The sequence below is a fragment of the Marinomonas sp. KMM3893 genome (genome assembly GCF_004352855.1).
Taxonomy (GTDB): domain Bacteria; phylum Pseudomonadota; class Gammaproteobacteria; order Pseudomonadales; family Marinomonadaceae; genus Marinomonas; species Marinomonas arenicola.
In genome coordinates, this window is sequence record NZ_SJSC01000003.1 from 300,936 (window position 1) to 326,206 (window position 25,271).

Annotated in this window: 21 protein-coding genes and 1 pseudogene; 7 read left to right on the top strand and 15 right to left on the bottom strand. The window is 47.1% G+C overall.

Annotated elements, in window-relative coordinates:
* The first annotated feature begins 48 nt into the window (after positions 1 to 48).
* Both E0D71_RS09305 and E0D71_RS09310 read left to right on the top strand, forming a co-directional pair.
* The gene (locus E0D71_RS09305; protein WP_133003031.1) at positions 49 to 1,341 is read left to right on the top strand and encodes a YeaH/YhbH family protein; all 1,293 of its coding nucleotides are present in this window, start codon (positions 49 to 51) and stop codon (positions 1,339 to 1,341) included.
* The gene (locus tag E0D71_RS09310; RefSeq protein WP_133003032.1) at positions 1,322 to 2,842 is read left to right on the top strand and encodes a SpoVR family protein; all 1,521 of its coding nucleotides are present in this window, start codon (positions 1,322 to 1,324) and stop codon (positions 2,840 to 2,842) included. Before E0D71_RS09305 ends, E0D71_RS09310 begins: the two co-directional genes overlap by 20 nt.
* A gap of 14 nt (positions 2,843 to 2,856) precedes the next feature.
* On the opposite strand, the gene E0D71_RS09315 is transcribed toward E0D71_RS09310, so the two are convergent.
* Positions 2,857 to 3,516, bottom strand: coding sequence for a putative 2OG-Fe(II) oxygenase (locus E0D71_RS09315; RefSeq protein WP_133003033.1), 660 nt, complete (start codon positions 3,514 to 3,516; stop codon positions 2,857 to 2,859).
* Positions 3,517 to 3,715: 199 nt separating this feature from the next.
* Here E0D71_RS09315 and E0D71_RS09320 point away from each other — a divergent pair, with 199 nt between their 5' ends.
* Positions 3,716 to 5,167: an MFS transporter gene (locus tag E0D71_RS09320; RefSeq protein ID WP_133003034.1), complete on the top strand. Its 1,452-nt coding sequence runs from the start codon at positions 3,716 to 3,718 to the stop codon at positions 5,165 to 5,167.
* Between the two features lie 29 nt (positions 5,168 to 5,196).
* Here the strand turns inward: E0D71_RS09320 and holA are convergent, their stop codons facing one another.
* The 3 genes from holA to leuS all read right to left on the bottom strand — a co-directional run bounded on the left by holA (position 5,197) and on the right by leuS (position 9,283).
* Complete coding sequence (gene holA / locus E0D71_RS09325; protein WP_133003035.1) at positions 5,197 to 6,231, bottom strand: DNA polymerase III subunit delta; 1,035 nt, start codon at positions 6,229 to 6,231, stop codon at positions 5,197 to 5,199.
* Between the two features lie 23 nt (positions 6,232 to 6,254).
* Complete coding sequence (gene lptE, locus E0D71_RS09330) at positions 6,255 to 6,773, bottom strand: LPS assembly lipoprotein LptE (RefSeq protein ID WP_133003036.1); 519 nt, start codon at positions 6,771 to 6,773, stop codon at positions 6,255 to 6,257.
* Positions 6,774 to 6,835: 62 nt separating this feature from the next.
* Entirely contained in the window at positions 6,836 to 9,283 is a 2,448-nt protein-coding gene (leuS, locus tag E0D71_RS09335) for a leucine--tRNA ligase (protein WP_133003037.1), read from the bottom strand.
* Positions 9,284 to 9,441: 158 nt separating this feature from the next.
* Here leuS and E0D71_RS09340 point away from each other — a divergent pair.
* Positions 9,442 to 9,882, top strand: a pseudogene (locus E0D71_RS09340) (hypothetical protein); the annotation flags it as partial.
* A 96-nt stretch (positions 9,883 to 9,978) separates the two neighbouring features.
* Here E0D71_RS09340 and lnt read toward each other — a convergent pair.
* Genes lnt through miaB form a run of 5 tightly spaced genes read right to left on the bottom strand, consistent with a single transcriptional unit; the run spans position 9,979 to position 15,336 of the window.
* On the bottom strand, positions 9,979 to 11,580 hold the full coding sequence (lnt, locus tag E0D71_RS09345) for an apolipoprotein N-acyltransferase (RefSeq protein WP_133003039.1): 1,602 nt from the start codon (positions 11,578 to 11,580) through the stop codon (positions 9,979 to 9,981).
* 1 nt (position 11,581) lies between these two features.
* On the bottom strand, positions 11,582 to 12,445 hold the full coding sequence (locus tag E0D71_RS09350; RefSeq protein WP_133003040.1) for a transporter associated domain-containing protein: 864 nt from the start codon (positions 12,443 to 12,445) through the stop codon (positions 11,582 to 11,584).
* A gap of 12 nt (positions 12,446 to 12,457) precedes the next feature.
* Positions 12,458 to 12,922, bottom strand: a complete 465-nt coding sequence (gene ybeY, locus E0D71_RS09355; RefSeq protein ID WP_133003041.1) for an rRNA maturation RNase YbeY — start codon at positions 12,920 to 12,922, stop codon at positions 12,458 to 12,460.
* Positions 12,922 to 13,968 (bottom strand): PhoH family protein, encoded by a 1,047-nt coding sequence (locus E0D71_RS09360; protein ID WP_133003042.1) that lies wholly within the window; start codon positions 13,966 to 13,968, stop codon positions 12,922 to 12,924. Before E0D71_RS09360 ends, ybeY begins: the two co-directional genes overlap by 1 nt.
* Before the next feature lie 12 nt (positions 13,969 to 13,980).
* Complete coding sequence (gene miaB / locus E0D71_RS09365) at positions 13,981 to 15,336, bottom strand: tRNA (N6-isopentenyl adenosine(37)-C2)-methylthiotransferase MiaB (protein ID WP_133003043.1); 1,356 nt, start codon at positions 15,334 to 15,336, stop codon at positions 13,981 to 13,983.
* Positions 15,337 to 15,529: 193 nt separating this feature from the next.
* On the opposite strand from miaB, the gene E0D71_RS09370 reads away from it, so the two are divergent.
* Positions 15,530 to 16,213, top strand: a complete 684-nt coding sequence (locus E0D71_RS09370; RefSeq protein ID WP_133003044.1) for a hypothetical protein — start codon at positions 15,530 to 15,532, stop codon at positions 16,211 to 16,213.
* A 14-nt stretch (positions 16,214 to 16,227) separates the two neighbouring features.
* On the opposite strand, the gene E0D71_RS09375 is transcribed toward E0D71_RS09370, so the two are convergent.
* The gene (locus E0D71_RS09375; RefSeq protein ID WP_133003045.1) at positions 16,228 to 16,689 is read right to left on the bottom strand and encodes an EVE domain-containing protein; all 462 of its coding nucleotides are present in this window, start codon (positions 16,687 to 16,689) and stop codon (positions 16,228 to 16,230) included.
* Between the two features lie 160 nt (positions 16,690 to 16,849).
* Between E0D71_RS09375 and E0D71_RS09380 the strand changes: the two genes are divergently transcribed.
* Complete coding sequence (locus tag E0D71_RS09380) at positions 16,850 to 17,950, top strand: HD domain-containing phosphohydrolase (protein WP_133003046.1); 1,101 nt, start codon at positions 16,850 to 16,852, stop codon at positions 17,948 to 17,950.
* A 48-nt stretch (positions 17,951 to 17,998) separates the two neighbouring features.
* A complete protein-coding gene (locus E0D71_RS09385; protein WP_133003047.1) occupies positions 17,999 to 18,970 on the top strand; it encodes a histone deacetylase in 972 nt (323 codons plus the stop codon).
* Between the two features lie 85 nt (positions 18,971 to 19,055).
* Here the strand turns inward: E0D71_RS09385 and E0D71_RS09390 are convergent, their stop codons facing one another.
* The 5 genes from E0D71_RS09390 to rapA form a co-directional block, all read right to left on the bottom strand.
* Positions 19,056 to 19,268 carry a hypothetical protein gene (locus tag E0D71_RS09390; protein ID WP_133003048.1) on the bottom strand — a complete coding sequence of 71 codons (213 nt, stop codon included), beginning with the start codon at positions 19,266 to 19,268 and terminating at the stop codon, positions 19,056 to 19,058.
* A gap of 677 nt (positions 19,269 to 19,945) precedes the next feature.
* Positions 19,946 to 20,497, bottom strand: a complete 552-nt coding sequence (locus E0D71_RS09395) for a hypothetical protein (RefSeq protein WP_133003049.1) — start codon at positions 20,495 to 20,497, stop codon at positions 19,946 to 19,948.
* 539 nt (positions 20,498 to 21,036) lie between these two features.
* Entirely contained in the window at positions 21,037 to 21,654 is a 618-nt protein-coding gene (locus E0D71_RS09400; protein WP_133003050.1) for a MarC family protein, read from the bottom strand.
* 124 nt (positions 21,655 to 21,778) lie between these two features.
* The gene (locus E0D71_RS09405) at positions 21,779 to 22,435 is read right to left on the bottom strand and encodes an RluA family pseudouridine synthase (protein WP_133003051.1); all 657 of its coding nucleotides are present in this window, start codon (positions 22,433 to 22,435) and stop codon (positions 21,779 to 21,781) included.
* A gap of 6 nt (positions 22,436 to 22,441) precedes the next feature.
* The gene (rapA, locus tag E0D71_RS09410) at positions 22,442 to 25,270 is read right to left on the bottom strand and encodes an RNA polymerase-associated protein RapA (RefSeq protein WP_133003052.1); all 2,829 of its coding nucleotides are present in this window, start codon (positions 25,268 to 25,270) and stop codon (positions 22,442 to 22,444) included.
* Position 25,271 lies beyond the last annotated feature (1 nt).

The following is a 25,271-nucleotide window of genomic DNA, read 5'->3' on the forward strand; positions in this document are numbered from 1 at the left end:
TTATGCGAAAGACTAAGATGTACTGTCTGATCAGTAAAGGAGGTGGGTATGTCATACATTATTGACCGCCGCCTAAACGGAAAGCATAAGAGCAGTGTGAATCGGCAACGATTTTTACGCCGTTACCGTGAGCACATTCGTAAAGCCGTTGAGGAGGCGGTGAACGAGCGCAGCATTAAGGATTTGGACCGTGGTGAGAAAATTACGATTCCACAAAAAGACATACATGAGCCAACTTTTGGTCATGGTGTTGGTGGAAAGGGCTCCATTGTTCATCCTGGTAATAAAGAGTTTTCAACCGGTGACCGCATACCTAAACCACGTGGCGGTGGCGCGGGTGGTGCCGGTAATGGCGATGCGAGTAATACGGGGGAAGGGGAAGACGACTTCGTCTTCCAAATATCCCAAGAAGAGTTTCTCGATTACGTCTTTGAAGATTTGGCGTTGCCTAATTTATTGAAGAAAGAGCTTAAGGAAATCAAAGAGTATTCTTTGAAGCACGCCGGCATTGTCAGTGATGGCACACCGTCTAAATTAAACATAGTGCGGTCTATGCGTAATGCTTATGCACGGCGCATTGTGATGAGTGGTGGGGCAAGGCGTCAGCTTAAAGAAGTTGAGGGCGAGATCGAGCGCCTGATGGCATTGGATGTGTCGTTGCGCGATCAGGTAAGAATGGCCGAGCTAGAAGAACAGGTCGCCTTGCTGGAGCAGAAAATCGCGCGTACGCCATTTTTGGATACTTATGATCTGCGATACAACCATCATATAAAAGAGCCCAAACCCAGCAGCCAAGCGGTGATGTTTTGTGTGATGGATGTGTCTGGTTCAATGACCCAAGAAACAAAGAATATTGCCAAGCGATTCTTTATTCTCTTGTATCTTTTCTTGCGTCGGAACTACGAAAAAATAGACGTGGTGTTTATCCGTCATCACACCAGCGCGAAAGAAGTGACCGAAGAGGAGTTCTTTTATTCTCGTGAAACCGGCGGCACCATTGTCTCCAGTGCCCTGACCTTGATGGACAAAATTATTGCGGATCGTTACCCATCGGATGCGTGGAACATCTATGCTGCTCAAGCGTCAGATGGCGATAATTGGGATGACGATTCGACTACCTGTCGTAAGATTTTAGAAGACAGCATTGTCGATAAAGTACAGTATTTTACCTATATAGAAATTACCCCACGAGAGCATCAAAGTTTGTGGTACTCCTATGAACAGGTGCAAAACGCGCATCCTAAGTACTTTTCAATGCGGCATATAACCGATGTTGGCGATATTTACCCTGTTTTCCGGGACTTGTTCCAAAGGAGGCAAAATGAGTCAAGCGGCCAGTAAAGCGAAGCGTCACTTTTTATCCGAAGGGCCAGAATGGTCTTTTGAATTGGTGCAAAAATACGAGCAAGAGATAGGTAAAATAGCCAAGGAGTTTGGTTTAGACACCTATCCAAATCAAATTGAAATCATCAGCTCTGAACAAATGATGGATGCCTATGCGTCCGTTGGTATGCCGTTAGGGTATCACCACTGGTCCTATGGCAAGCAGTTTTTAGAAGTCGAGCAAAACTATAAGCGTGGCCGCATGGGGCTGGCTTATGAAATCGTGATCAATTCATCGCCTTGTATTGCCTATCTGATGGAAGAGAACAATATGATGATGCAAGCCTTGGTCATCTCCCATGCGTGTTATGGGCACAACTCTTTTTTCAAAGGTAATTACCTGTTTAAAACCTGGACCGATGCCACGGCGATCATTGATTATCTCGTTTTTGCTAAAAAATACGTTCAAGAATGTGAAGAGAAGTACGGCATAGAAGAAGTGGAGCTCACGCTGGATTCTTGCCATGCCTTGATGAACTTTGGGGTGGATCGTTATAAGCGTCCGGTGCCGCTTTCAGCAGAAGAGGAACGTTCTCGACAGGAGGAGCGTGAGCGTGTTTTGCAACAACAGGTAAACGATTTGTGGCGCACGATTCCTACGTTGGATAAGGAGGAGGCGGCGATTCGAAAAGAACGGATTTTTCCCTCTGAGCCGCAAGAAAACCTGCTCTATTTTTTAGAAAAACACGCGCCTTTACTGCGTCCTTGGCAACGAGAGTTGATTCGCATTGTGCGTAAAATGGCTCAGTATTTTTACCCTCAGCGCCAGACCCAAGTGATGAACGAAGGCTGGGCGTCGTTTTGGCATTACACCCTGATGAATACTTTGTACGACAAAGGGCTGGTGGACGATGGCTTTATCTTAGAGTTTCTGCAATCACACACCAGTGTGGTGTATCAGCCGGGCTTTGATTCGCCTTACTATTCGGGCATTAACCCTTACGCTCTGGGGTTTGCTATGTATTCTGATATTAAGCGAATGTGTGAAAAGCCCACAGAAGAAGACCGTCGCTGGTTCCCTGATATCGTGGACAAAAACTGGCTTGAGGTGCTGGATTTTGCCATGCGCAATTTTAAAGACGAAAGTTTTATTCTGCAGTATTTGTCACCTAAGTTGATGCGTGAATTTCGCTTCTTTGGCATGGAAAACGACGTGCTGGACCCCTTTGTTGAGGTTAAAGAAATTCACAATGACGAAGGCTATCAAAAGTTACGAGAGCGTTTGTCTCAGCAATATAACCTGAGTTACCGCGAACCGAATATTCAGGTACAAAGAGTCAATATTAACGAAGACAGAAGCTTGGTGTTGCGTCATGTGATGGATGGCGACCGTCCGTTAAATGAAGACACGGTCGAAGTCATGAAGCATTTCCGTCGACTCTGGGGCTTTGAGGTGCGTTTAGAGTCTTGGGGTAAAGAGGGGTTAGTGCAAACCTACACCTGCGGCCAAGAAGATTGAACGCAGGCGCCTTATTAATACACTTCTATGATGCTATTAAAGGCAATCACTACTCGGTCTTTGTCGCCAAAATAGGGCAGAGCCGAGTGTTTCAAATACGAAGGGAAAAACACAATTTGACCTTCGACAGGTGTAAAGTCCCATACCCCTTGAGCGCCTAAGTAGGCGGTGCCTGGATCCGCATAATGTTCGGCGTTGACGCGTGGGTCATAAAAACGATTTAAGCCACCATTGCCTGCGCTCGACGCATCGCCAGGTTCTAGATAATAAATGCCACACCAAGAGCAGTTTGGGTGCGAGTGCACATCATGGTAACCGCCTTTTTGCGTGACGTGATACCAAGACTCAATAATGTGTGCGTCTGCGTTGGCGTCTTCAGGCCAGAATGAATGGTTTAAGCTGGCAGCCACTTCTAACGTTAATTCTTCTAAAATACGTTTGGTTTCCATCACAGTCGGGTCTTCTTGATCTAGAAAATCCAACGTACTTTCGTGCATGGCGTGTTTTGCTGTTGGGGCGATTAGGCTATCAATCGCCGTTTTTTGTGCGGCTTTTTGTTGATAGATCAAATCCAGCAGTGCCTCTTTTAAAAACTCATGGTCTGGTAGCTGGCTCACAAACAAAGGCGTGTTCCAGACATTGAGTTCTTCTAAGATAATGGATTCATCGTTCATTCTATTCTGCCTAGTAACTTAAGAGTGTCGTAAAAGTGGTGCATGAGAATGGCGCATGATAACAGGCTAAGAGAATAAATGAAGTCCATCGCTACCCTGCGGTTTGAATTCAGCCTTTTGAGTTGCTTCTTGAGCGCTTATACTGCGACTCATTTACAATGAGTTCAAATACAAGGCATGCGTGGGAGCTATGGTTTATATGGAATTATTTTCAGACAAGCCTGGAGATGAAGGTTTAAAGGGGCGAGAGCGCTGTTTAGCAATGCTTGCGGTAATGACGACAACGTCCATGGCGGTGTTTGATGGCTCAATGGTCAATATTGCTTTGCCACAGATTGCTCGCTCGTTGGCCATTTCGTCCAGTGATGCGGTCTTGATATCCAATAGTTATTTGTTGTCGACGGCGATGTTTTTGGCCATTTTTGCGGCGTTTGTTAAGCAAGTAGGCTTTCGTGTGCAATTTACCATGGGGTTGAGTGTGTTTACCTTGGCGTCATTAGGTTGTGCTTTATCCACGTCCTTGCCTATGCTGGTGGGCATGCGCCTGCTGCAAGGTGTTGGTGCTGCTGCGGTATTAAGTATTGCTCCCGCGATACTCAGGTCTATTTTTCCCAATCGTTTGTTGGGACGAATACTCGGCGCGAATGCATTATTGATCGCCACGATAACGGCCATTGCCCCGGTATTTGGTGGCACACTGATTTCAACATTGAGCTGGCAGTGGTTGTTTGTGATTAATGTGCCGTTTGGCCTGACGGCTTTGTTGCTCACGCAGCGCGCGATGCCTCGCAAGCAAACGAATGAGCGTGAGTCTTTTGATGTTCTAGGCGGCGTGTTGTCGGCCGTTATGCTGGGGGCCTTTATTATGACCGCCAATAGTTTTTCCCAAGCGGGCGAGGGCGGCATATCGACGGATACCTTATTCACTGCTCTACTCTATGCCGTGGTGTCTGTTGTTGCTGGCGTACTCTTCTTTCGACGACAGAAGCGTGTGGCGAAACCGCTGCTGCCTTTGGTTATCTTTTCATCGACACGCTTTTCATTGGCGGCTTTAACGTCGCTGTCTTCTTTTGTCAGTCAGGGGATCATTTTTATTGCATTGCCTTTTCTGTTTCAGAATGTCTATGGCTACAGTGCATTTGCCTCAGCATTGCTTTTTACGCCTTGGCCTGTGGGCATTATTTTAGCCGCGCCTCAAGCGGGCAAGTTTGCGGACCGCTATTCTGCGGCTTTGGTATCAACGATTGGTTTGTGTATTTTTATGCTGGGCATCGCATTATTGGCGTTATTGCCAGCCAACGCGTCCATCTGGGACATAGGCTTTCGCAGCTTATTGTGTGGTATTGGCTTTGGCTGTTTTCAAAGCCCGAATAATCGTGAGTTGTTGTCGAATGTGTCGCGGGAAAACAGCGGTTACGCATCAGGCGTACTGGCAATTATGAGAACCTTTGGACAGTGTTTAGGCGGGGCTCTTGTTGGGGTTATTTTGGCGCAGTATGCGTTGTCTAGCCATGGTGAATCGGCGCATCTACAGATGGAAGCTCAGGGTGTAAGAGTCAGCCTTTGGGTGGCTGTAACGGCGACAATGTTAGCCATTATACTGAGTTTTACGCGTTTAAAGGCATTAAATAAAAGCCTCAAAGAAGTCTGATTACGAAGACGTTAGATCGCACCGCCTTGTTAGTAGGCGGGCAGATCTAACTCAGTCATAACGGGCTTGAAACCACAAAACATCATGACCAAATTGCGAAATCCCACTTCTAAATCAGGGCCGTCGAGGCCTTTGATGCGTTGATCCATCAAGGCTAGGTAATTTTGCAAATAGGGCAGCGTGCCTTGGTTATGACGAGACATGGCGCTTTCATAAAAAGGGATGCGCTTATCCCAAATTCTTTGGGCTTGGCAGGCTTGGCGTAAACTGGACGATCTCATGGCGTGTAATAAATCCACAAGGGTTTGTGCCTCGCGGTTAAACAACCAGAGAATAATGTTGGGTTCGACCCCTTCGCCAATGAGCTGGCTTAAGCAATGCATGGCGTCTTTGGTTTTGCCCATTAATAAGCGATCGCTTAAATCATAAATCGAATAACGACTGCTGTCGGCCACCGACTCGGCGACCTTTTCTGCGTCTATTTTAGTGCCAGCGCCATGCAGTAATACCAGCTTCTCAAGCTCTTGGGAAAGGGCTAATAAGTTGCCTTCTCCGCGTTCACAAATGATGCTTGCGGCGTCTCGGCTCAAGGATAAGTCGAGCGCTTGAGCCCGTTGTTGAACCCACGCTGGCAGGCGGCTGGCGTCCACTGGCCAAATTTGGACAAACACGCCCTGGGATTCCAGTTGTGTGAACCATTTTGCCTTTTGGGTGCGAGCGTCTATCTTGGGTAAAGTGAGTAATATGGTGTTATCAGGGGTGAGAGACTGCGCCAGTTGAGCGAGGGCTTTGGTGTGTTTCTCGCCCATCTTATCTATTTGAATATCAAACAAACGTTGATTGGAAAACAACGACAAACTCTGGTTTTCATTGATCACATCTTGCCAATCAAATTGCGCGTCGGCGACAAATCTAAGGCGTTCACTGATGCCTGCTTGTTGCGCTGCACGACGAATGCTATCGGCGGCTTCTTGGATCAGTAACACCTCGTCCCCCGAAATAATATACAGGGGTGCGAGGTTTTTATTAAGCTGCTGAGGCAGTTGATCTGCTCTTACTTTCATCAGTGATTAGCCTGTTGGCGAGCTTATTTAAGGGGCGCGTAGCCTAAATCATAGATCAATTGATTGGCAAGCTCTTCGCTCATGTCTTCTTCTTTTGATTGATTGTAAGCCGCTTTGGTACTTTCTTCTGAGTTCTGATTCGACAAGGTTTTGCTAGTACTGACGGTACGAGGACCGTACAGCGACTTGCCATCTTCTTGGCGAATAAAATAGCTGGTGCTCATGCGACGCTCGATTTGGGTAATGTCGTTTGACGAGTTACGCGCCAACACAGTATCCGAAGTCGTTATGGCGTTTACTTTGAGTTCTAATACATCATCACCAGCGTCTTTAGGGTCGACCACGTTAACGCCAGCGCGCGACAAGGCAATACGTAACGAAGTATTAAAGGTATTGGATTTTGCGTCTGAGGTTAGGGTAATGGTTTTCAGTGCTTGTGGTATTGCGACTTGTCCACGTAAGTGAAAGCCGCAAGCAGTAACGCTCATGGCGATGAGGGCAAGGAAAAAATAACGGGTCGTTTTGTTAAATGATACTAGCATGGCCATGATCTCTTATTCGGCAAGAATGAAAAGGGATGGCAGCGCCATCCCTGTTAAGCGCATTAGTTTGCGACAATATTAACCAAGCGACCGGGAACAACGATGACTTTACGAACCGTTTTTCCTTCAAGGAACTTAGCCACACCTGGGTGAGCCAATGCTTCAGCTTCAATCGTTTTGTTGTCTGCGCTGGCAGACACGGTTAACTCAGCACGTTTCTTGCCTAATACTTGAACGACAATGGTCAATTCGTCTTTGATCAAGGCATCTTCGTCCAGTGTTGGCCAAGCGGTATCCACAATGTTGTCCGTGTGACCAAGGTCTGTCCAAAGCTGATGAGAAATGTGAGGCACGATAGGAGACAACAACAAGGTTGCCGCTTCTAATGCTTCTTGAACCACAGCCAGACCCAATGGCGAGTTGTCTTCAAACTTACTGATTTCGTTGCACAGCTCCATCACAGCGGCAATGGCGGTGTTGAAGGTTTGACGGCGTTCAATATCGTCGGTGACTTTCTGAATGGTTTCGTGAGTTTTACGACGCAGTGACTTTTGCGCGCCATTCAGTGCACCAATGTCTAATGTACCGACTTCGCCTGCGTTGGTGTGACGGTAAGACAAAGCCCACAAGCGACGTAAGAAACGTGATGCGCCATCCACACCCGCGTCGTTCCACTCTAGAGATTGCTCTGGTGGTGCGGTAAACATGATGAATAGGCGAACGGTATCCGCGCCGTATTTCTCAATCATTTGTTGAGGGTCAACGGTGTTGCCTTTGGATTTAGACATCTTGGTGCCGTCTTTATTCACCATACCTTGGGTTAGAAGGCGTTTGAATGGTTCGTCAGACGTTACTAAGCCGGCATCACGCAGCAACTTGTGGAAGAAACGTGAGTACAACAAATGCAAGATAGCGTGTTCTACACCACCAACGTATTGGTCAACAGGTAGCCAGTAGTTGGCTTCTTCTGTCAGCATGGCGTCTGTTGAATCTGGGCAGCAGTAACGTGCGAAGTACCAAGAGGATTCCATAAAGGTATCGAAGGTATCGGTTTCGCGCTCTGCTTCTTCGCCGTTGAACATAATAGACGAGAAGTCAGGGTTGTTTTTGATTGGAGAGTTAACGCCATCCATGATCACGTCTGTCGGCAAGACAACAGGCAGTTGATCTTCTGGTACAGGAACGACAGAACCATCTTTCAAGTTAATAGTCGGAATGGGTGTGCCCCAGTAACGTTGGCGGCTTACACCCCAATCGCGTAGGCGATAGTTGACTTTTTTCTCGCCAATACCCTGGTCTTCCATCCAAGTGCAAATCGCAGCAAACGCGTCTTTAAACGCCAAACCGTCGAATTCACCTGAGTTGCATAACACGCCTTTTTCGGTGAAAGCTGCGTTCTCAAGATCCACTGTTTCTTCGCCCGCAGGCTGGATGACTTGTTTGATTTCTAGATTGTATTTTTTCGCAAATTCAAAGTCGCGTTGATCATGAGCAGGTACCGACATAACCGCGCCCGAACCGTATTCCATCAACACGAAATTGGCCGCGAAAACAGGCACTATGTCGCCAGAAATAGGGTGGATGGCTTTAAAGCCAGTGTCCATGCCTTTTTTCTCAACCGTGGCCATGTCGGCTTCTGTGGTCGACATCAATTTGCTTTCGGCGACGAAGTTAGCAAGCGCTGGGTTACTTTCAGCGGCTTCTAATGCCAATGGGTGTTGCGTCGCTACGGCAACGTAAGTGACCCCCATGATGGTGTCTGGGCGAGTAGTATAAACAGATAAGCGCTCTTCTTTACCTTCTACGGCAAAGCTGAATTCTAGACCTTCAGAGCGGCCAATCCAGTTACGCTGCATGGCTTTTACTTTTTCTGGCCAGCCATCTAGTTGGTCAAGGTCGTTCAGTAATTCTTCTGCGTAATCCGTAATACGGATAAACCACTGAGAAATTTCTTTTTTCTCTACGGTCGTGCCACAACGCCAACAAGCACCTTCTTCTACTTGCTCGTTTGCGAGAACCGTTTGGTCTTCAGGACACCAGTTAACGGCCGCTGTTTTTTTGTACGCTAAGCCTTTTTCTACCAATTGAGTGAAGAACCATTGTTCCCACTTGTAGTATTCAGGTGTGCAAGTTGCTACTTCACGGTCCCAGTCATAACCAAAGCCAAGTTCTTTTAATTGGCCTTTCATGTAGGCAATGTTTTCTGTGGTCCATTTCGCTGGTGCGGTTTTGTGTTTGATCGCTGCGTTTTCTGCTGGCAGACCAAAAGCATCCCAACCCATTGGTTGCAAAACGTTTTTGCCTTGCATACGCTGGTAACGAGAGATCACATCGCCAATGGTGTAATTACGTACGTGGCCCATGTGCAAACGGCCACTTGGGTAAGGGAACATAGACAAGCAGTAGAATTTTTCTTTACTGGCATCGGCGACGGCTTTGAATACTTTGTTTTCATCCCAAAATGATTGAGCAGCTTGTTCAATCTGCTGAGGATTATATTGTTCTTGCATGATGTTTTATGGTCCCGTAATAGGCGTTAGGTTGGCCTTGTCTACACAATTGCCTCTCTAACTAAGGAAAAGAGAAGAAATGCACTAAATGTTTGCGTAGAGCCCAACAGAGTCTAAGAATATTCGCTATTTTATAGAGATGGAGCTCTAATGAGAAGGCACATAGAAGAGGAGTTATGAAAACAATGAAAAAAGATCACGCAAATGAGCAAAACAACACGGATTTGGTTGAAGAAGCTCGTAAGACATTGCAAGGGGCTAAGGATTGGCTATTAGACGACGTGTCGCTTATGAAAGCTTATTGGCACGATAAGATGGGCTATACCGAAGCGTGGGTTGATGCCAATTGGCATTTGATCCTAGACGAAGGTCATGATTTTGTCGAAGAGCTGGACGAGAAAGAAGACGCCGCCTTGTTGTGGTTAATCAATCACGCGAACAATAATCCTGTGCCACTCGAAGAGTGTCATGTGGCCGGAGAGCAAGCGAAAGCGGGTGTGTATCACTGCATGTCTTGTGGCCACGATAATACCTTGGCGCAAGATGGCCCGTTAGAAACCTGTGAAGTGTGCCACTACGGGTTGTTGTCGACCCATTAAACAGGTGGTTTTCTTACCCTATCTAATTGCTTGATAGACCTAATGTTTTCATCGCAAGTAACCTAATTCCTTTTTTACTTGCGATGAAAGCGCGACTTATTGGTAAAGTCGCTTCTTCAATAGACTCTTCTTCTCGTCGATGCGTTTTTTGCTCAAAGCCTTGTTGCTGCTATAAGAGAGGATAAAGGTGATCAGCAGCAGTAAGAGCACAGGCCAGTAACCCCATTGGACATAAGGCGTGATACCACTAAAGGTCTTCACGGTGGAGGTGAGAGTGGTTCTTTTAAACTGTTTCGCTTCGGCCACAATGTCGCCATTTTGATCAATGATCGCCGACACACCTGTGTTGGTCGCACGAATCAAGTAGCGCCCTGATTCCTTGGCCCTAAAGCGCGCGATCTGCAAGTGTTGCCACGGACCAATGGACGCGCCAAACCAAGCATCGTTACTGATGGTGATTAGGAAGTCACTGTCGCGAACTAAACGGCGAACCTGTTCTGGGTACACAATTTCATAGCAGATGAAAGGCGCCGCGGCCCATTCGCCCACTTGCAGTGTTGGCTGGTTGCTGTCTCCTGGAGAGAAAGACGACATCGGCATGCCAAAGATGTCTAAAATAGGCCCCACGATCGACGCGAGAGGGATGTATTCGCCAAACGGTACTAGGTGACGTTTGTAGTAAAGACCAAAGCCATTACCCGTCGCCCACATCGCGTTGTAGTAGGTTTTTGTGTCGGCTTGGTAATCCGGCACACCAGTAATTAAGGTGGTTTTAGTGTCTGCCAATTGCTTTCTTAATGGGCTTAAGAAAGGGCGAACTTCGTGATAAAAATAGGTGATGGCGGTTTCTGGCCAAACGACCAAATCACTGTCCAAATGTTCTCTGGTGGCTTTTTCATAATACGCCAATGAGCTGGCGGCGGTACTTTGTTGCCATTTTAGTTCTTGTGGAACATTGCCTTGCACCAAGGTGGTTTTGATTGAGCCTGTTGGCGAGACCCATTTTTCAGGGAAGTAATGCAAATACAAACCGGCAGACCAGGTGAACAGCACCGCCATGATCAAAGCAATGTGATTATGGTTGCTAAACAAGCGTCCGGGAATCAGGCAGGCGGTCAGTACCACCACAGCGCTGGTCAGCCAAATACCACCAATTGGCAGTAATTCGAACAGCCAAGTTTCCTGTATGGCATAGCCAGGTAAGAGCCATGGGAAACCGGTGAATAAATGGCTACGGGCAAATTCGCCAAGCAATAAACTAAAGGCGATCAACAAAGCCGGTGAGATGTGTTTAAAACGTTGAATTAAGCGCCAAGACAGCCAGCCGGATACGGACCAGAAAAGCGTGACGACTAAGACAAATAAAAACGTAATCAGAGCAGAAGCAATGTCGCCCACTTGGCCATAGGTGTCAATGCTGACAAAGACCCAAGACACGCCCGCGCCAAAGAAACCTAAGCCAACCGAGGTGCCTCGCCAAAACGCCGATTTTGCCGTCGAGCTGGACAAAATTAAGGTCGCGAAGACCATCAGGGTGACAAAGTAGCTAGGCCAAAAATTGAAGGGAGCAAAGCTGGTTACTCCCAAAGCACCCGCCAATAAACCGATAATAAAAACAATATACGGTGAGCGGTTTTTTAACGCAGAAGGGCGTTTCCGCCCCGCTTTAGTGGTTAAGTCGGGGAGGCGGTCGGACATATTATTCCATTGATTCTTCTGTAGGGGTGGAGACTTGTATGGTTTTCACTCGGCGACCATCTGATTTCAGCACATGGAAATGCAGCTGGTTGAAGGTGATTTCTTCGCCGCGAACGGGCACATGGCCAAATTGCTGTACCAGAATGCCTCCAACGGTATCGAACTCTTCTTCGCTCAAGTCCACTTTGAAAAATTCGTTAAAGTCTTCAATGGTGCACAAGGCTGGTACTAGGAACACATTACTGTCTTCCGTGGTTTGAATGTCTTCGTTTTCTAAGCGGTCTGTTTCGTCTTCGATTTCACCAACAATTTGTTCTAACACATCTTCGATGGTGACTAAGCCAGACACGCTGCCGTATTCGTCGAGTACCAAGGCCATGTGGTAGCGTTTGGTTCGAAAGTCATTCAATAATACATTGAGGCGCTTGCTTTCTGGGATGAAGTTGGCCGGACGTAAACGCGACATAATGTCGTCCAGCACAATGTCTTCTTCTTTAAACAGCAAAGGCAATAGGTCTTTCGCAAGCAGTACACCCAGAATTTCATCCGGCTCTTCGCCCACCACAGGAAAGCGAGAGTGGGAAGAATCGATGACTTTTCGAATCGAGGTTTTTGGATCGTCTTCGGATTTGATGATCACCATCTGAGAAGGTGGAATCATAATGTCACGGGCCTGTACTTCAGATACTTCTAAAGCACCCTCTACAATAGTAAAGGCATCGCGGTCGATAACATCGGACTTTACCGCCGTTTCTAGTAGCTTGACGATGTCTTCTCGGCTACGAGGCTCGTCATGAAACGCTTGCGCTAATCGCTCAAACCAAGATTTATGATCGTTGGAGTTACTCGATCGGTCTTCACTCATGGGGTTGTGAACTCACTCTTTTATCAAATAGGGGTCGGGTATATCTAGGGAAGCGAGTAGTTGCACTTCCAGTGCTTCCATTTCTTCTGCTTCATCATCATTTATATGGTCATAACCACGTAAATGCAATATGCCATGAATCGTCAAGTGTGCCCAGTGATGCAAAAGAGGTTTTTGTTGTTCTTTTGCTTCTTGGTTAACCACTTGCGTACAGATGACTAAGTCACCCAGCAGGGGCACATCTAAATCCATAGGTGCTTCGAATGGAAAAGAGAGGACGTTAGTGGGTTTGTCTTTGCCACGGTATTCGTTATTGAGTGATTGGCTTTCTGCTTCGTCAACAAGACGAATAGTCACTTCAAATTCGTCACCAATGGTCGGCAAGGCCACCTGTACCCAGCGAGAAAAATCTTCAAGGCTGGGTAGGGTGTCGGTGTCTTCTGTGGCAACTTGTAGATCTAACTCTAAATGGGCCATTATTCTGTATTGCTCTTGTGTTCAGCTTGCGCTTTTAAACGGGCTTCGGTGCGGGCTTTTTTCTCGACTTCCTCTTCTTCATCGAAGCGCTCGTAAGCTTCAACGATGCGTTGTACCAGAGGATGACGAACCACATCGGCCGCGGTAAAGTGAGTCAAGCTAATGCCGTTGACGCCACGTAATACATGCATAGCGTGGGCAAGGCCGGAGGAGGTTCCACGCGGCAAATCGACCTGAGAGGTGTCGCCTGTGATAACCGCAGTAGAGCCAAAACCAATGCGCGTAAGAAACATTTTCATTTGCTCACGGGTGGTGTTCTGACTTTCATCCAGAATGATAAACGCATTGTTTAGCGTACGACCGCGCATAAACGCAAGCGGCGCGATTTCAATGACGTTTTTCTCGATCAGCTTGTCCACTAACTCAAAGCCGAGCATCTCGTAAAGAGCATCGTACAGTGGGCGTAGATAAGGGTCGATTTTTTGTGATAAGTCACCAGGCAAAAAGCCCAGTTTTTCGCCTGCTTCCACTGCCGGTCGAACAAGCATAATACGTTCTACACGATCGGCTTCTAACGCTTCAACTGCACACGCCACTGCCAGGTACGTTTTACCTGTACCAGCGGGTCCAATGCCAAAGTTAATGTCATTTTTGCGAACTTCGCGGACATAACCTTGTTGGTTTTTGCCTTTTGGTTTGATAAAGGCTTTACGTGTTTTTATGACCAGTTGATCGCTTTGGCTTTTGCTGCTTTTGGTGATTGATTCAATCGCAGATTCTTGCAAATAGAGATGCACTGTTTCTGTACTAAGCGCTGATTCCGCGAGGGCTTCTCGATACAAGTTTTCGATCAGGGTTTTGCTGGCAGCAACGCGTTCTGCGTCATCGCCTGAAATATCAAACAGTTCACCGCGATAGCGGATAGTGACATCAAGACGAGCTTCGATCAGCTTAATGTTCTCATCAAGCTGACCGCATAACGCCGCCAAAGCAGAAGCTTGGGCAGGCGCTAAGCGAGTTTGTTGTGTTGTCTGTGTGGTTTCCAAGAGTTACCTTACTTAATGAAGAACAAAATCAGTGTCGAGTTCAGAGCCAATCAATTCCCCAAGAAGGGAGTTTGGATAAGCGTCTGTGATCACCACATCGGCAAATTTGCCGATTAATTGTGAGTCCGTCGCGCGGAAATTCACAATGCGATTATTTTCTGTGCGGCCTTGTAGCTGGCCTGGATCGCGTGGGGAATAACCACTGATTAAGATGCGTTGAACCTCGCCAACCATGGCCAAGCTAATGTCATAAGCTTGCTGGCTGATGCGACGCTGTAGAATCGAAAGGCGTTCTTTTTTCACCTCTTCAGGCGTGTCGTCTTCTAAGTTAGACGCTGGCGTACCAGGGCGCTGGCTGTAAACGAAGCTGAAAGAATGGTCGAAACCAATCTCTTGTATCAGGTTCATTGTGTCGATGAAGTCATCGTCGGTTTCGCCAGGGAAGCCAATAATAAAGTCAGAAGACAAGCTAATGCCTGGTCGTGCTTCTTTAATACGGTTGATTTTATCAATGTAATATTGACGATCATGGCCGCGTTTCATGGCGCTCAAAATGTTATCGGCACCACTTTGTACCGGCAAATGCAGGTGGCTCACCAACTTAGGCTCGTTACGGAAGGCTTCGATCAAGCTGTCGGTGAATTCCACTGGATGCGAGGTGGTGAAACGAATACGTTCAACCCCGTCAATTTGAGCAACGGCGTGGATAATGTCCGCTAAATCTGTTTCGTCGCCATCTTCGTTTTCACCACGGTATGCGTTAACGTTCTGACCCAGCAAGTGAATCTCTCGAACGCCTTGCTCAGCCAATTGAACGACTTCAACTAGGATGCTTTCAAACGGACGACTGACTTCTTCACCGCGAGTGTAAGGCACCACACAAAAAGTACAGTACTTACTGCAGCCTTCCATGATGGAAACAAAGGCTTCCGCGCCGTCAACGCGAGGCGCTGGTAGGTGGTCGAACTTTTCAATTTCTGGAAAAGTGACGTCAGTGATAGGAATATGGCTGCCCGCCGCATTGACCATTTCTGGTAGCTTATGCAGCGTTTGTGGGCCAAAAATCATATCAACGTGTTTAGCGCGCTTGCGAATAGCATCGCCTTCTTGGCTTGCTACACAACCGCCCACACCAATGACGAGGTTTGGGTTTTTCTGTTTTAGTTTTTTCCAGCGGCCAAGTTGGTGATATACCTTGTCTTGCGCTTTTTCACGAATGGAGCATGTGTTTAGAAGCAGAACGTCTGCTTCGTCCGCATTGTCTGTTAGCTCCATCTCATGACTTTCGCCGAGTAAATCTGCCATACGAGAAGAATCGTATTCGTTCATTTGGCAGCCGTGAGTTTGGATAAAAAGTTTTTTTGCCATGTAACCTATAAACCTAAAATGTGTTCGTCTTATCGACTTTGTACCCATTATATTGGGGATTGAGTCTGAATCACAGAGGTGTCGAACATTCCGCGCATTTAAAGTCGAAATAGTTTGTTCACAAGCGCCATCGACTTTGCTTTATTTACCTGACAATGCCACAGTTATAGGGCTGTCTGGGCAAGGAGACCCTATGAAGTACCTGCTTTCAATTTTCATTATTTTAAACATTTTCAGTGAGTCCGTATGGGCAGATGACGAATCCCCCAATTTTGAATTGGGGCTCGGAGGCGGGCTATTAAACAGTAAAGCGCTGTTTAATTTGGACGTCGTGCTGAATATTCCGTTAACGGATGTGTATTCCACACAAGTTCTGTTGAATAGTAATTACCTGATGACAGGACGCTCAGAAGACAGTTTTGCGCAGTCGGAACTGGCTTCTAACTGGTTTGCTCGAAATGAATACGGTCGATTAGGTATTGGTGTTGGCGTGTCTGAGTTCAAGCCGAAAGACGACAACAAAGAAACCGATCGCAGTGTGGTGGGGCGCGCCATGGCGGATGCATTCTGGGACGCTGTAACGCTCACCGGGAACTACACCTCATACGACAGTACACTCAACAATCTTAGTAGTACTCGTGTTGGTATGAGTTATTACCTGAACGACGATCAGCGTGTTTCTGTCTATCGTGAGCGCTATAACGATGAGTCTGCTTGGCGTCTTGAAACCTACTATCAGCCAGAGAAATACCGCCAGTTAGCGAGCCTTGGGATCATTGTTCGATCGGGCGAAGACAATGATTATCTGGGGGTTATTGCCCGTTATTACTTTGATACCGCCGTGTCACTGAAAGAGCGCGAAAGGCGTTATCATTAAGCCAGCATCATGGGTTAGGCTGAGCGTGTGCTCTGGAGTATATGTTGCCAATGAGACTCTACTATGGGCATGACGGACAAGCGGCTCCCTTTTTTCAGCAGCGCCATGTCGGTCAGTTCAGGGTCTTGTTTTAGACTGCTTAATGGGATCAGTACAGGAAATTTCTCAACGAGTTCAATATCCACCATAAACCAACGAGGGCTTTCTTTCGTGGATTTAGGGTCGTAGTATGCGCTGTTCGGATCCCAACTGGTGTGGTCTGGATACGCGTTACGAGTGACTTTAGCAATGCCCGCAATGCCCGCGGGTTTACAGCTGGAGTGATAAAAAAAGACAAGATCGTCAATCTTCATGTCCTTCATGAAATTGCGAGCTTGGTAATTTCGAACACCATCCCATGGGGACGGTCCTTGTTGTTTAAGGTCATCTATTGAAAACGCATCAGGCTCGGATTTTATTAGCCAATATTGAGACATATTTTCCTCAGTGTCATAGCGAGACAGTTGGGTGCTTCACGATCCATGGTATTTTATCTACAATGAGGGCATTAAGCCATGGAATAGGTCATGCGCGAAATCGTTTGAAGGCGACATACAGGTTTCAAACAAGCGCGCTTTTTTGTAATGGATGGACACTATGAGTCAATTTGCCTGCACAGAATTCTCTGCTCTGGAAAAAGAGCTCAAAGATGACTTACTAGAGTGCTACCAAGAAGCCCAACAAGAAATCGAAAACATCATCAATAATATCGAAGATGACGGCTTTTCTTTCGACAAACTCGATACGTTATTTCGTTCGCTTCATAGTATGAAAGGAAACTGCTCTGTCTGTTTTCTGGATCCTTTGGTGGCGGCCCTTCACAGTTTAGAAGAAATTGTGGATGGCATGCGGGGCGGCTATATCGCTTATCACTATGACTTAGGCGATGTGATCAATGTGGTGCTGGAGCAAGTGGGTTGCCTATTGCAAGATCTGTATCAATACCACGGCGCCGAGCGTTTGGTGTTGGAAAAGTTACAGTCAGGACTGGACGCTATTTATGGCTGTGAAAACGACGCCAACCGACCAAGCCTTGCTCGTTCTTTATTAGAAGATATCGCGGTTGAGTTAAGCGATGCACCGATCGGCGCAAAAACGACGTCGCTTTTGGTGAAGGTCAATTACAGCGCTGTGCAGCAAGCAGACATCGAGCAATTTCGATTATTCAGCACCAAGCTAAACCGTTTGCTAGGTTACTCTGAGGAGCGTAGTGAACGCATTCTTAAACTGAGCCAATTGATCAATCTAGAATGCCAAACACCAGAAGATCCCGCTCAACTCAGTGCCGCAGCCTACATGCATAATATGGGGATGGCGGTGGTGTTGAACTGCCAAGATGACGAGGAGGCCAAGCGTCAGGCAGAATTAAATCATCCTATGGTCGGCGCCAAACTGCTCGACAAACACCTTGGCTGGGATGCCGCAGTCGCCATGGTGAAAACCCATAAAGAACGTTTTGATGGCAGCGGTTTTCCGGCTGGATTGGTGGGGCCTTTAATTCCTCAAGGGGCCTTCTTGTTGGCCATTTCTGTGATGTTTATTGACGTTGTCTGGGGGAAGTCGGGCAGCGAATATCGAAAAAGTTCGATGCGAGCGATTCAACAGGTTAACTTTGAAAGTGGCAAAGGCTTTCCTCCTCGTTTGGTGGAATCCTTTAACGCGGCGATTCGCAAGGTCATAGTGGCGCGCAGCCAATAATCACTGCTAACATGCTTGTTCTATGTCTTTAATTTTCTGTGTTTTTCTATGACTGATTCGCTTTCTACAGCCAGTGCTGTGGCGGTAACGCCGGCTAAAATGCCACTGGTTTTTCACCCTCACTACAGCATACCGTTTCCGGCAGGGCATCGTTTTCCGATGCACAAATTTCGCTTGCTCGCAGAGACCTTGCGTGAACAAGGTATTTTGAGCGCTGAAAACGAGCATCAACCCATACCCTTATCGTTAACCACACTGATGCAGGCTCATGATAAAGGGTATGTTCAGCGCTTTATTCGTGGCGATTTGAGTGTCCAAGAAGTCAAAGAAATTGGTTTGCCTTGGTCTGAGTGGCTAGTAGAGCGTACCTTGCGTGCGGTTTCTGGCACCATACTTACCAGTGAGTTGGCCTTGCAACATGGGTTGGCCTGTCACCTGGCGGGTGGCACACACCATGCGCACCCTTCCCATGGTGCAGGCTTTTGTATTTTTAATGATTTGGCTGTCGCGGCATTGGCTTTGGTGAACTCAGGCAAAGCCAAAAAAGTGCTGATCTTGGATTGCGATGTGCATCAGGGCGATGGCACCGTTGCCTTCTTTCAAGATCGGACTGACATCATACCAATCTCTTGGCATTGCGAAGAAAACTACCCTAGTGTGAAACAAACAAAAGGCATCAACATCGCCATTCCCAAAGGGGCAGATGACGAGCAATATTTAGCCATCTTAAAAAGCACGCTGCCGAACTTATTAGCGCAACATCAGCCTGATTTTATCTTCTATGATGCCGGTGTCGATGTGCACAAAGAGGACCGGCTAGGCTATGTCAACCTAACCGATAAGGGGGTGCTGGCGCGAGATCACTTCGTGATCGCCACTTGTGTAGCGCTGGGCTTGCCTGTTGCCTGTGTGATTGGTGGTGGCTATGACCGGCAAGAAGAAAAAGTGGCGTGGCGGCACAGTTTATTGCACCAAGCGGCGAATCGAGTTTGGCAAGAAAGCCCGCTCTCGTGTTTGTAATGCGCGAACCCTGATAGGTCACAGACGCCTGTTGGCAAGAAAAAGAAGCGTTAAGGGCAGTCGTGAAAAAGAATAGGGAAAAGTGTTAAGCGCTCATGGTTCGATATTGAATAATCAGATTAATGATTTCGTGATCACTACTGGTGGACTCAAGGGACTTATCGATGGATGTTCTTTGAGGTAGGTAGATATTAAATTTTGAGCGCAGCATAGTCGCTACCTGGTCATCCGCAGTGGGGTCAAACCCTTCGCCTGCAAAGTTCTGAATTCGTTGAAAAATAAAGTGCTTATCTGTCATAAAACGCCTGTCTCTTAGTGTGTAATAACGTCATTGTTCCATGGGGTAACCAACAAGCACTTTGTTTAGAAGTGCCTCTTTAGCGTACGGAATAGTGGTGTAATGAAGCGTGTTCAAAGCGGTGAGGAAACACCGATCTGTTATTAAGTTGTTTTAATTTACATCATAGGGGCACCTATTACCGTGATCAACAGCAACAAAATGCAATGTAAGTGCCAACATCTTACCTCATAACCTCGCCAGCCCATTACTTTAATTTGATAAGAATTGGTATAGAGAGGGTAAAGAACAAGAGTCGGGCGTCTGTGGAGCACCGATTGCTTGCTATAGATGCCTTTTTGCTGACGTTCTAGAGGGACAGTCAGTGAATAAAATCAACCTAAGCCTTGCTGCTGTAGGCCTTAAAAAAGGCGGCAGATAGTCATACCTTCCCTAGGCAATGTTCGCTCTCTTTTCAAGTGATGCAATGTTCAACACTGAATTTATGCTGCTACCATTATAAAAAGCTCAGCTTTTATTTAAGATCTGGCTTGTAGAAACCAATCTCTTTTTTAGAAATGATCCTTTCCTAAAAAATAAATGATTGATCTGTATGGCGTTATTTTATAGAGAATGCCTTATAAAAAGTGCAAGTTTGACCTTGCACTTTAAAAGGCAATTCTGTGAAAACTTATTCGCTAAATTGAATCAAACCATAACATCGCAGTGGCAAGATCTTCAATGGAGGAGCCAACCGCTTTAAATACGGAGATATCATTTTCTGGGTCGTTAAATTGTTGACGTCCAGCATGAACACCACGGCTTAATGTGAAAAAATCACCTATTATATGGTCCGCTGTGATTGCACCGCTTTTGATTGGGGCAATAAAGTCGCCCGTTTCAGTTAGTGCTGCTTCTTTGAAATCGGCGAATACCTGTGCTTTTTGCATTAGAGAATCATCGGCTTCTCGCATATTAGGGGTAAAACTACCGATCAAATCAACGTGTGTTCCAGGTGTTACCCATTCTCCTAGTACCAACGGCTCTTCACTTAATGTGGCACAACTGACAATATCGGCCCAAGCGACGGTGTTAGGTAGCTCTTCTTTGCTGACGACACTGGCTTTAATCTTCATGTCTGTTTGAATTTGGTCGACCAAGCGGGCCGCTGAAGCCTCATAAATATCAAAGACTTTAATCTCTTCTATATCACGCACTTCATGCATTTCAGCGCCATTATGGTCACTCACCTAGACACCTTCGAAAATCCTAGACTTATCGGGTCTTAAAACATAAATCAGCGACCACCCCTCTACTGCAATACAAGCATGTTATAGAAAAGTTTATGTCGACTTTCATGGATGAAATCTATTTTTGTCATGTTGTATTGAGCTTAAAAATACCCTTTCAAATACTTTTTAAAGAAGACAAATATTTGTCGTCACGTTTGCCCAAGATCGCGGCAAATACTCGTGGTCAAATCCTTTTAAACGCAGGGGATGTAGTCATCATAAAGTGCTTAGGATTTTAAAGGGAAATGACCCCTTGCTCTGTGCTCATGCAGGCTTAGGAGTTCAGTCGGTTGCGGATAAGAATAATCGGTGTTTTCGATGAGGCAGGCGGCAGTTTCGAAGAGAAACGCCGATTGTGTATCAGGTTGTTGGAACCTGCGAGGTCAAATCCCTTTAAACGCAACGGATGTAGTCATCATAAAGTGCTTAGGATTTTAAAGGGAAATGCCTCCTAGTCTGATGACCCTTTGGTTGAGGAAGGCAAAGCATTGAGTTGCTTAGTTCATGGCTTTGACCACGGCGGTGACGCCGACAATCACCATTTGCATGCCGATGACCGCGAGAATTAACCCCATTAAACGGGTGACGATATCAAGGCCGCTTTTGCCTATGAGTGCCAGAATGCGCGAGCTAAAAATAAAGCAGAAAAAAGTGATGATGCACAAAACAGCAAACACAGACAGGGTGACTAATATGCCTGATACCCCCCCTGACGAAGAGTAATTCATTGCCGTTGCAATGGTGCCAGGACCAGCAAGCAGTGGCACGGCCAAAGGCGACACAGCAATGTCTGTTTCGTCATGCTCTTGTGCAGAATGCATTTTAGAGGTGTGTCCATTCAGCATGTGATAGCCGACGAGAAACACTAAAATACCGCCGGTTATTCTCAGCGCAGAAATGGTGATTCCAAATAAATGAAAGATGGCTTTGCCAAGTAGGGCAAAAGACAAGATGACGATGAAAGTGATGACCAATGCTTTCGCGGCGATTTTAATTTGCTCCGCTTTGCTTTTGTCTCCGACTAAGCCCGCGAAGGCGGCGGTGTTTGCGATAGGGTTCATAATGGCGAAAAAGCCCAAAAAGACCGTGATCATTTGCGTATACAGATCGCTCATATCGTTACTCTTCCTTGTATGGCGCTAATGCGCTTGTGAGTCATTTGCGCGCCCATGTTACTACTAACCATTTATACGCCGCAATAAATAGCCCAGCGGTCATTCGCCCCGGTGGGACCGCGGGCTAAAAAGGACAGGGTGCGACGAAGGCGAGCCAGGCTTTGGTAAAAGGATGGCGGAATTCGAGGCGATACGCGTGCAGCAGTAATCTAGGGTCGGCTTCGGAGTATTCTGGGTCGTAGAATTCATCGCCGATGATCGAGTGTCCGATGCTTTGCATGTGCACACGAAGTTGATGGGAACGACCCGTGTAGGGCGTTAGCCGAACGCGAGTGGTGTTGCCTTCGTAGGCCATTGGCTCCCAAAAGGTGATGGAATCTTTACTCCATTCGTCAGTACAAACGATTTGCCTTGGCCGGTTTGGCCAGTCGCAACGTAACGGTTTGCGCACTTCTCCTCGTTGGCCTAAAAGTTTACCGCGCAGCAAGGCGCGGTATTCTTTTTTGACTTCTCGTTCACGAAAATGTGCGTACATGCGCTTTTGGCATTCGTGGGTTTTGGCCACCAGAATCAATCCTGAGGTGGCTTCGTCCAATCGATGAATGGCAAAGGCTTCACCAAACTGCTGCTCAGCACGATACAAAATAGAATCTTGTTTGTCTGGACCGCGACCGGGTACAGACAAACAATTCGCTGGTTTGTTGATCACAACAAACCAGTCGTCTTCATAGAGTATCTCTAGGGTAGAGTCTGGTGCTCGTCTAGATGATGGCGTTGGCACGAATGGCTATTCCGGTTTAGTGGTTAGAATGATTCGAATCGCATCCAAACGGATTTGGTGTTCATCAATGCGCACTAAGCCTTCTTGCATGTTTGTTTCTAGGCGTTCGATGTCTTCTTCGGTGATCGCAGAATTGAATGTTTTAAGTTCACTTAAACGCTCAATTTCACTTTGACAGCGATGCTGATAAGACGATTTTGCCGCCTGCACAATAGGGCGAGCTTGGTCTTGAGCGTTGAGCTGATGAGTTTGTAATACTTCGATCAGATTTTTGCGCAAGGCAGCAACCCATTGTTCTGCAACGCGGTTTGGCACGCCTTTTAGTTTTTCAGCCCACTTATCCGCGGTAAATTGCTGGTGCAGGAATTTGCCATTGGAATCAGACAATTGCCACATTGGCGTCATCGGCAGTGATTGCGCCAGCTTCAATCGAGGGTGTGCTGTCGCTTCGATGACAAACATACTTTCGACCAAGACTGTGCCTTCTGGTAAGGCGGCAATAGGCAAGATAGCGGAGGTGAGTTTGCCTGAATCAAAGCCTTGGACTTCGTCCATTAGCATGGTGATCAGTGGGTGTTCCCACGTTGCAAAGGCCACATCTTCACGCTGGCTCGCTTGACGGCGATCCAACATCAGCATTTTGCCTTCTTCTTCGATGCCAGGCAGAGCTTCTAGCATCATGTCGGTTGATGGACGAATGAACCAAGCGCTTTGCTCAGGGTTGTCGTTCATGCATTCGGCGTGAATGTTAAAAGCGTGGGTCACGTCTTCGATGTAGTTATGCAGGCCGTGGATGGCTTGGTCATTGATCTGTGTGATCAATTCACGAGCGCGTTCAGGGCGACAAGAACTCATTTCCAATAGACGATTGCGGCCTTCTTCCATCTGCTTCAGCAACGCTTCGTGATACACATTGGCTTCTTCAAGCAAGGTGGTGTCATCGTCTTGCCCATGCAGATAAGCGTATAGGCTATCGCGGAAGGCTTCTTCCACTTTGTCGCCTGCGCCTGTGGTGCGGCAGAATGCATTCAGTGCATCGTGATACCAATGGAATAGGCGTTCTTGCACACTGTTGGCAAGGTAAGGCACGTGAATTTGCACGTCTTCACGTTGTCCTAAACGGTCCAAACGACCGATACGTTGCTCAAGCAAGTCAGGGTGTTCAGGTAAGTCATACATCACTAGGTGATGGCTAAACTGGAAGTTACGACCTTCACTGCCGATTTCAGAACAAACGAGAATTTGTGCGCCTTCTTCGTCAGCAAAATAAGCGGCCGCGCGATCGCGATGGATCAATGGCATTTGCTCATGGAAATCGGCGCTTTGGAAGCCGGCAAACGTAAGCTGGTCATTTAGCCATTGGGCCATGTCAGCGGTATGACAAATCACCAATACTTTATCTGCTTGGCATTCTAGGAACTCTTTTAGCCAGTTCCAGCGCGGGTCTTTTTCCCACAATCCATCTTGAACGTCTGTTTCAGGCTGAACATGGTGTGTTGCAGAGGCAAAAAACTCGTTATTTTCAAGCGGGTAGCTGTGCAATGCTCGATTAGGGAAGCCGCCGACAGCCGCTCGGGTGTTACGGAACATTTCACGCCCAGTACCGTGGCGATCAATCAGCCAACTAATGGCTTCTTTGGCCGCTTCGGCGCGTTGCTCAGGGTTGCCATCGGTTAGGTTGGTGAACCATTCTTTGGCTTTTACTTCCTCTAGGTAGTCGCCAAATGTGGTCGGCCAATCGTGCTCTGCAGCGTTGTCATCCTGTGTGGTGATTGGCAACAAGGCTTCCGCTAAGCTGGCGGCTTGTTTGAATGCCTGTTGTTGCGCTTGGTAACGCTCGAAATCGTGATAGCGATCGGCATCCAGTAATTGCAAACGAGAGAAATGTTCGCGTTCGCCGGTCTGCTCTGGTGTTGCGCTGAGCAGTAACAAAGATTCTGATTTTTCAGCAAGGCGGGCAACCACCTGGTAACCGATGCTCGGTGTTTCTGGGTGCCACGCTAGGTGATGCGCTTCATCCACAATCACCATGTCCCATTCTGCGTCTAGCATGTGCTGGGCGGCTTTCGGGTGCTGGCTTGCCCAATCGATTGGGGCAATCACAAAGGGTTGTTGTTCAAATGGGTTGTCGTCACCGTCCATGAAATCTTCATACACAGCGTCGTTAATCAAGCTAAATGGCTGATGGAAACGACGTAGCATTTCAACCAACCATTGGTGTTGCAGGTTGGTTGGGGTGAGGATCAAGGCGCGTTTACACAGACCGTTTAATAGGCGTTGATGCAAGATCAAGCCGGCTTCTAGGGTTTTACCCATGCCCACTTCGTCACATAAGAGGGCGCGTGCTTGTGGGCGATTTGCGATGTCGTGCGCTAGGTAAATTTGGTGTGGCAAAAGCTCTGCTTTTAAGCCCATTAACCCACGCACTTGGGACGCAGCGTTGGCGGCTTGGTGCTCCAATGTATGGCGGCGTAAGTCAAACCACATGCGACGGGCAGGTGACAAGGCTAAAATGGAATCCAGTTCATTTTTGTCGTTACGTGGAAATTGGATAAGAGACTCTTCCAGCCAATCGTCATCGTCGCTAATGCGGTATTCGATGAGCCCGTCAATTTCTTCCACTTCCAGTACCGTGAAGGTTTCATCTTTGAAAGACAATTGGTCGCCAGGTGTGAGTGTACGGCGTACAAGACTGGTTTGGTCGTTTGAGTATTGGCGATCTGCTTCTGCATCGGGAAAATGCAACAAGAAGGATTTGTTTTGTTTTTCAATGATCATGCCGACGCCAAGATCAGGCTCGTTGCGGCTACTCCATCTTTGTCCAGTTTGGTACATA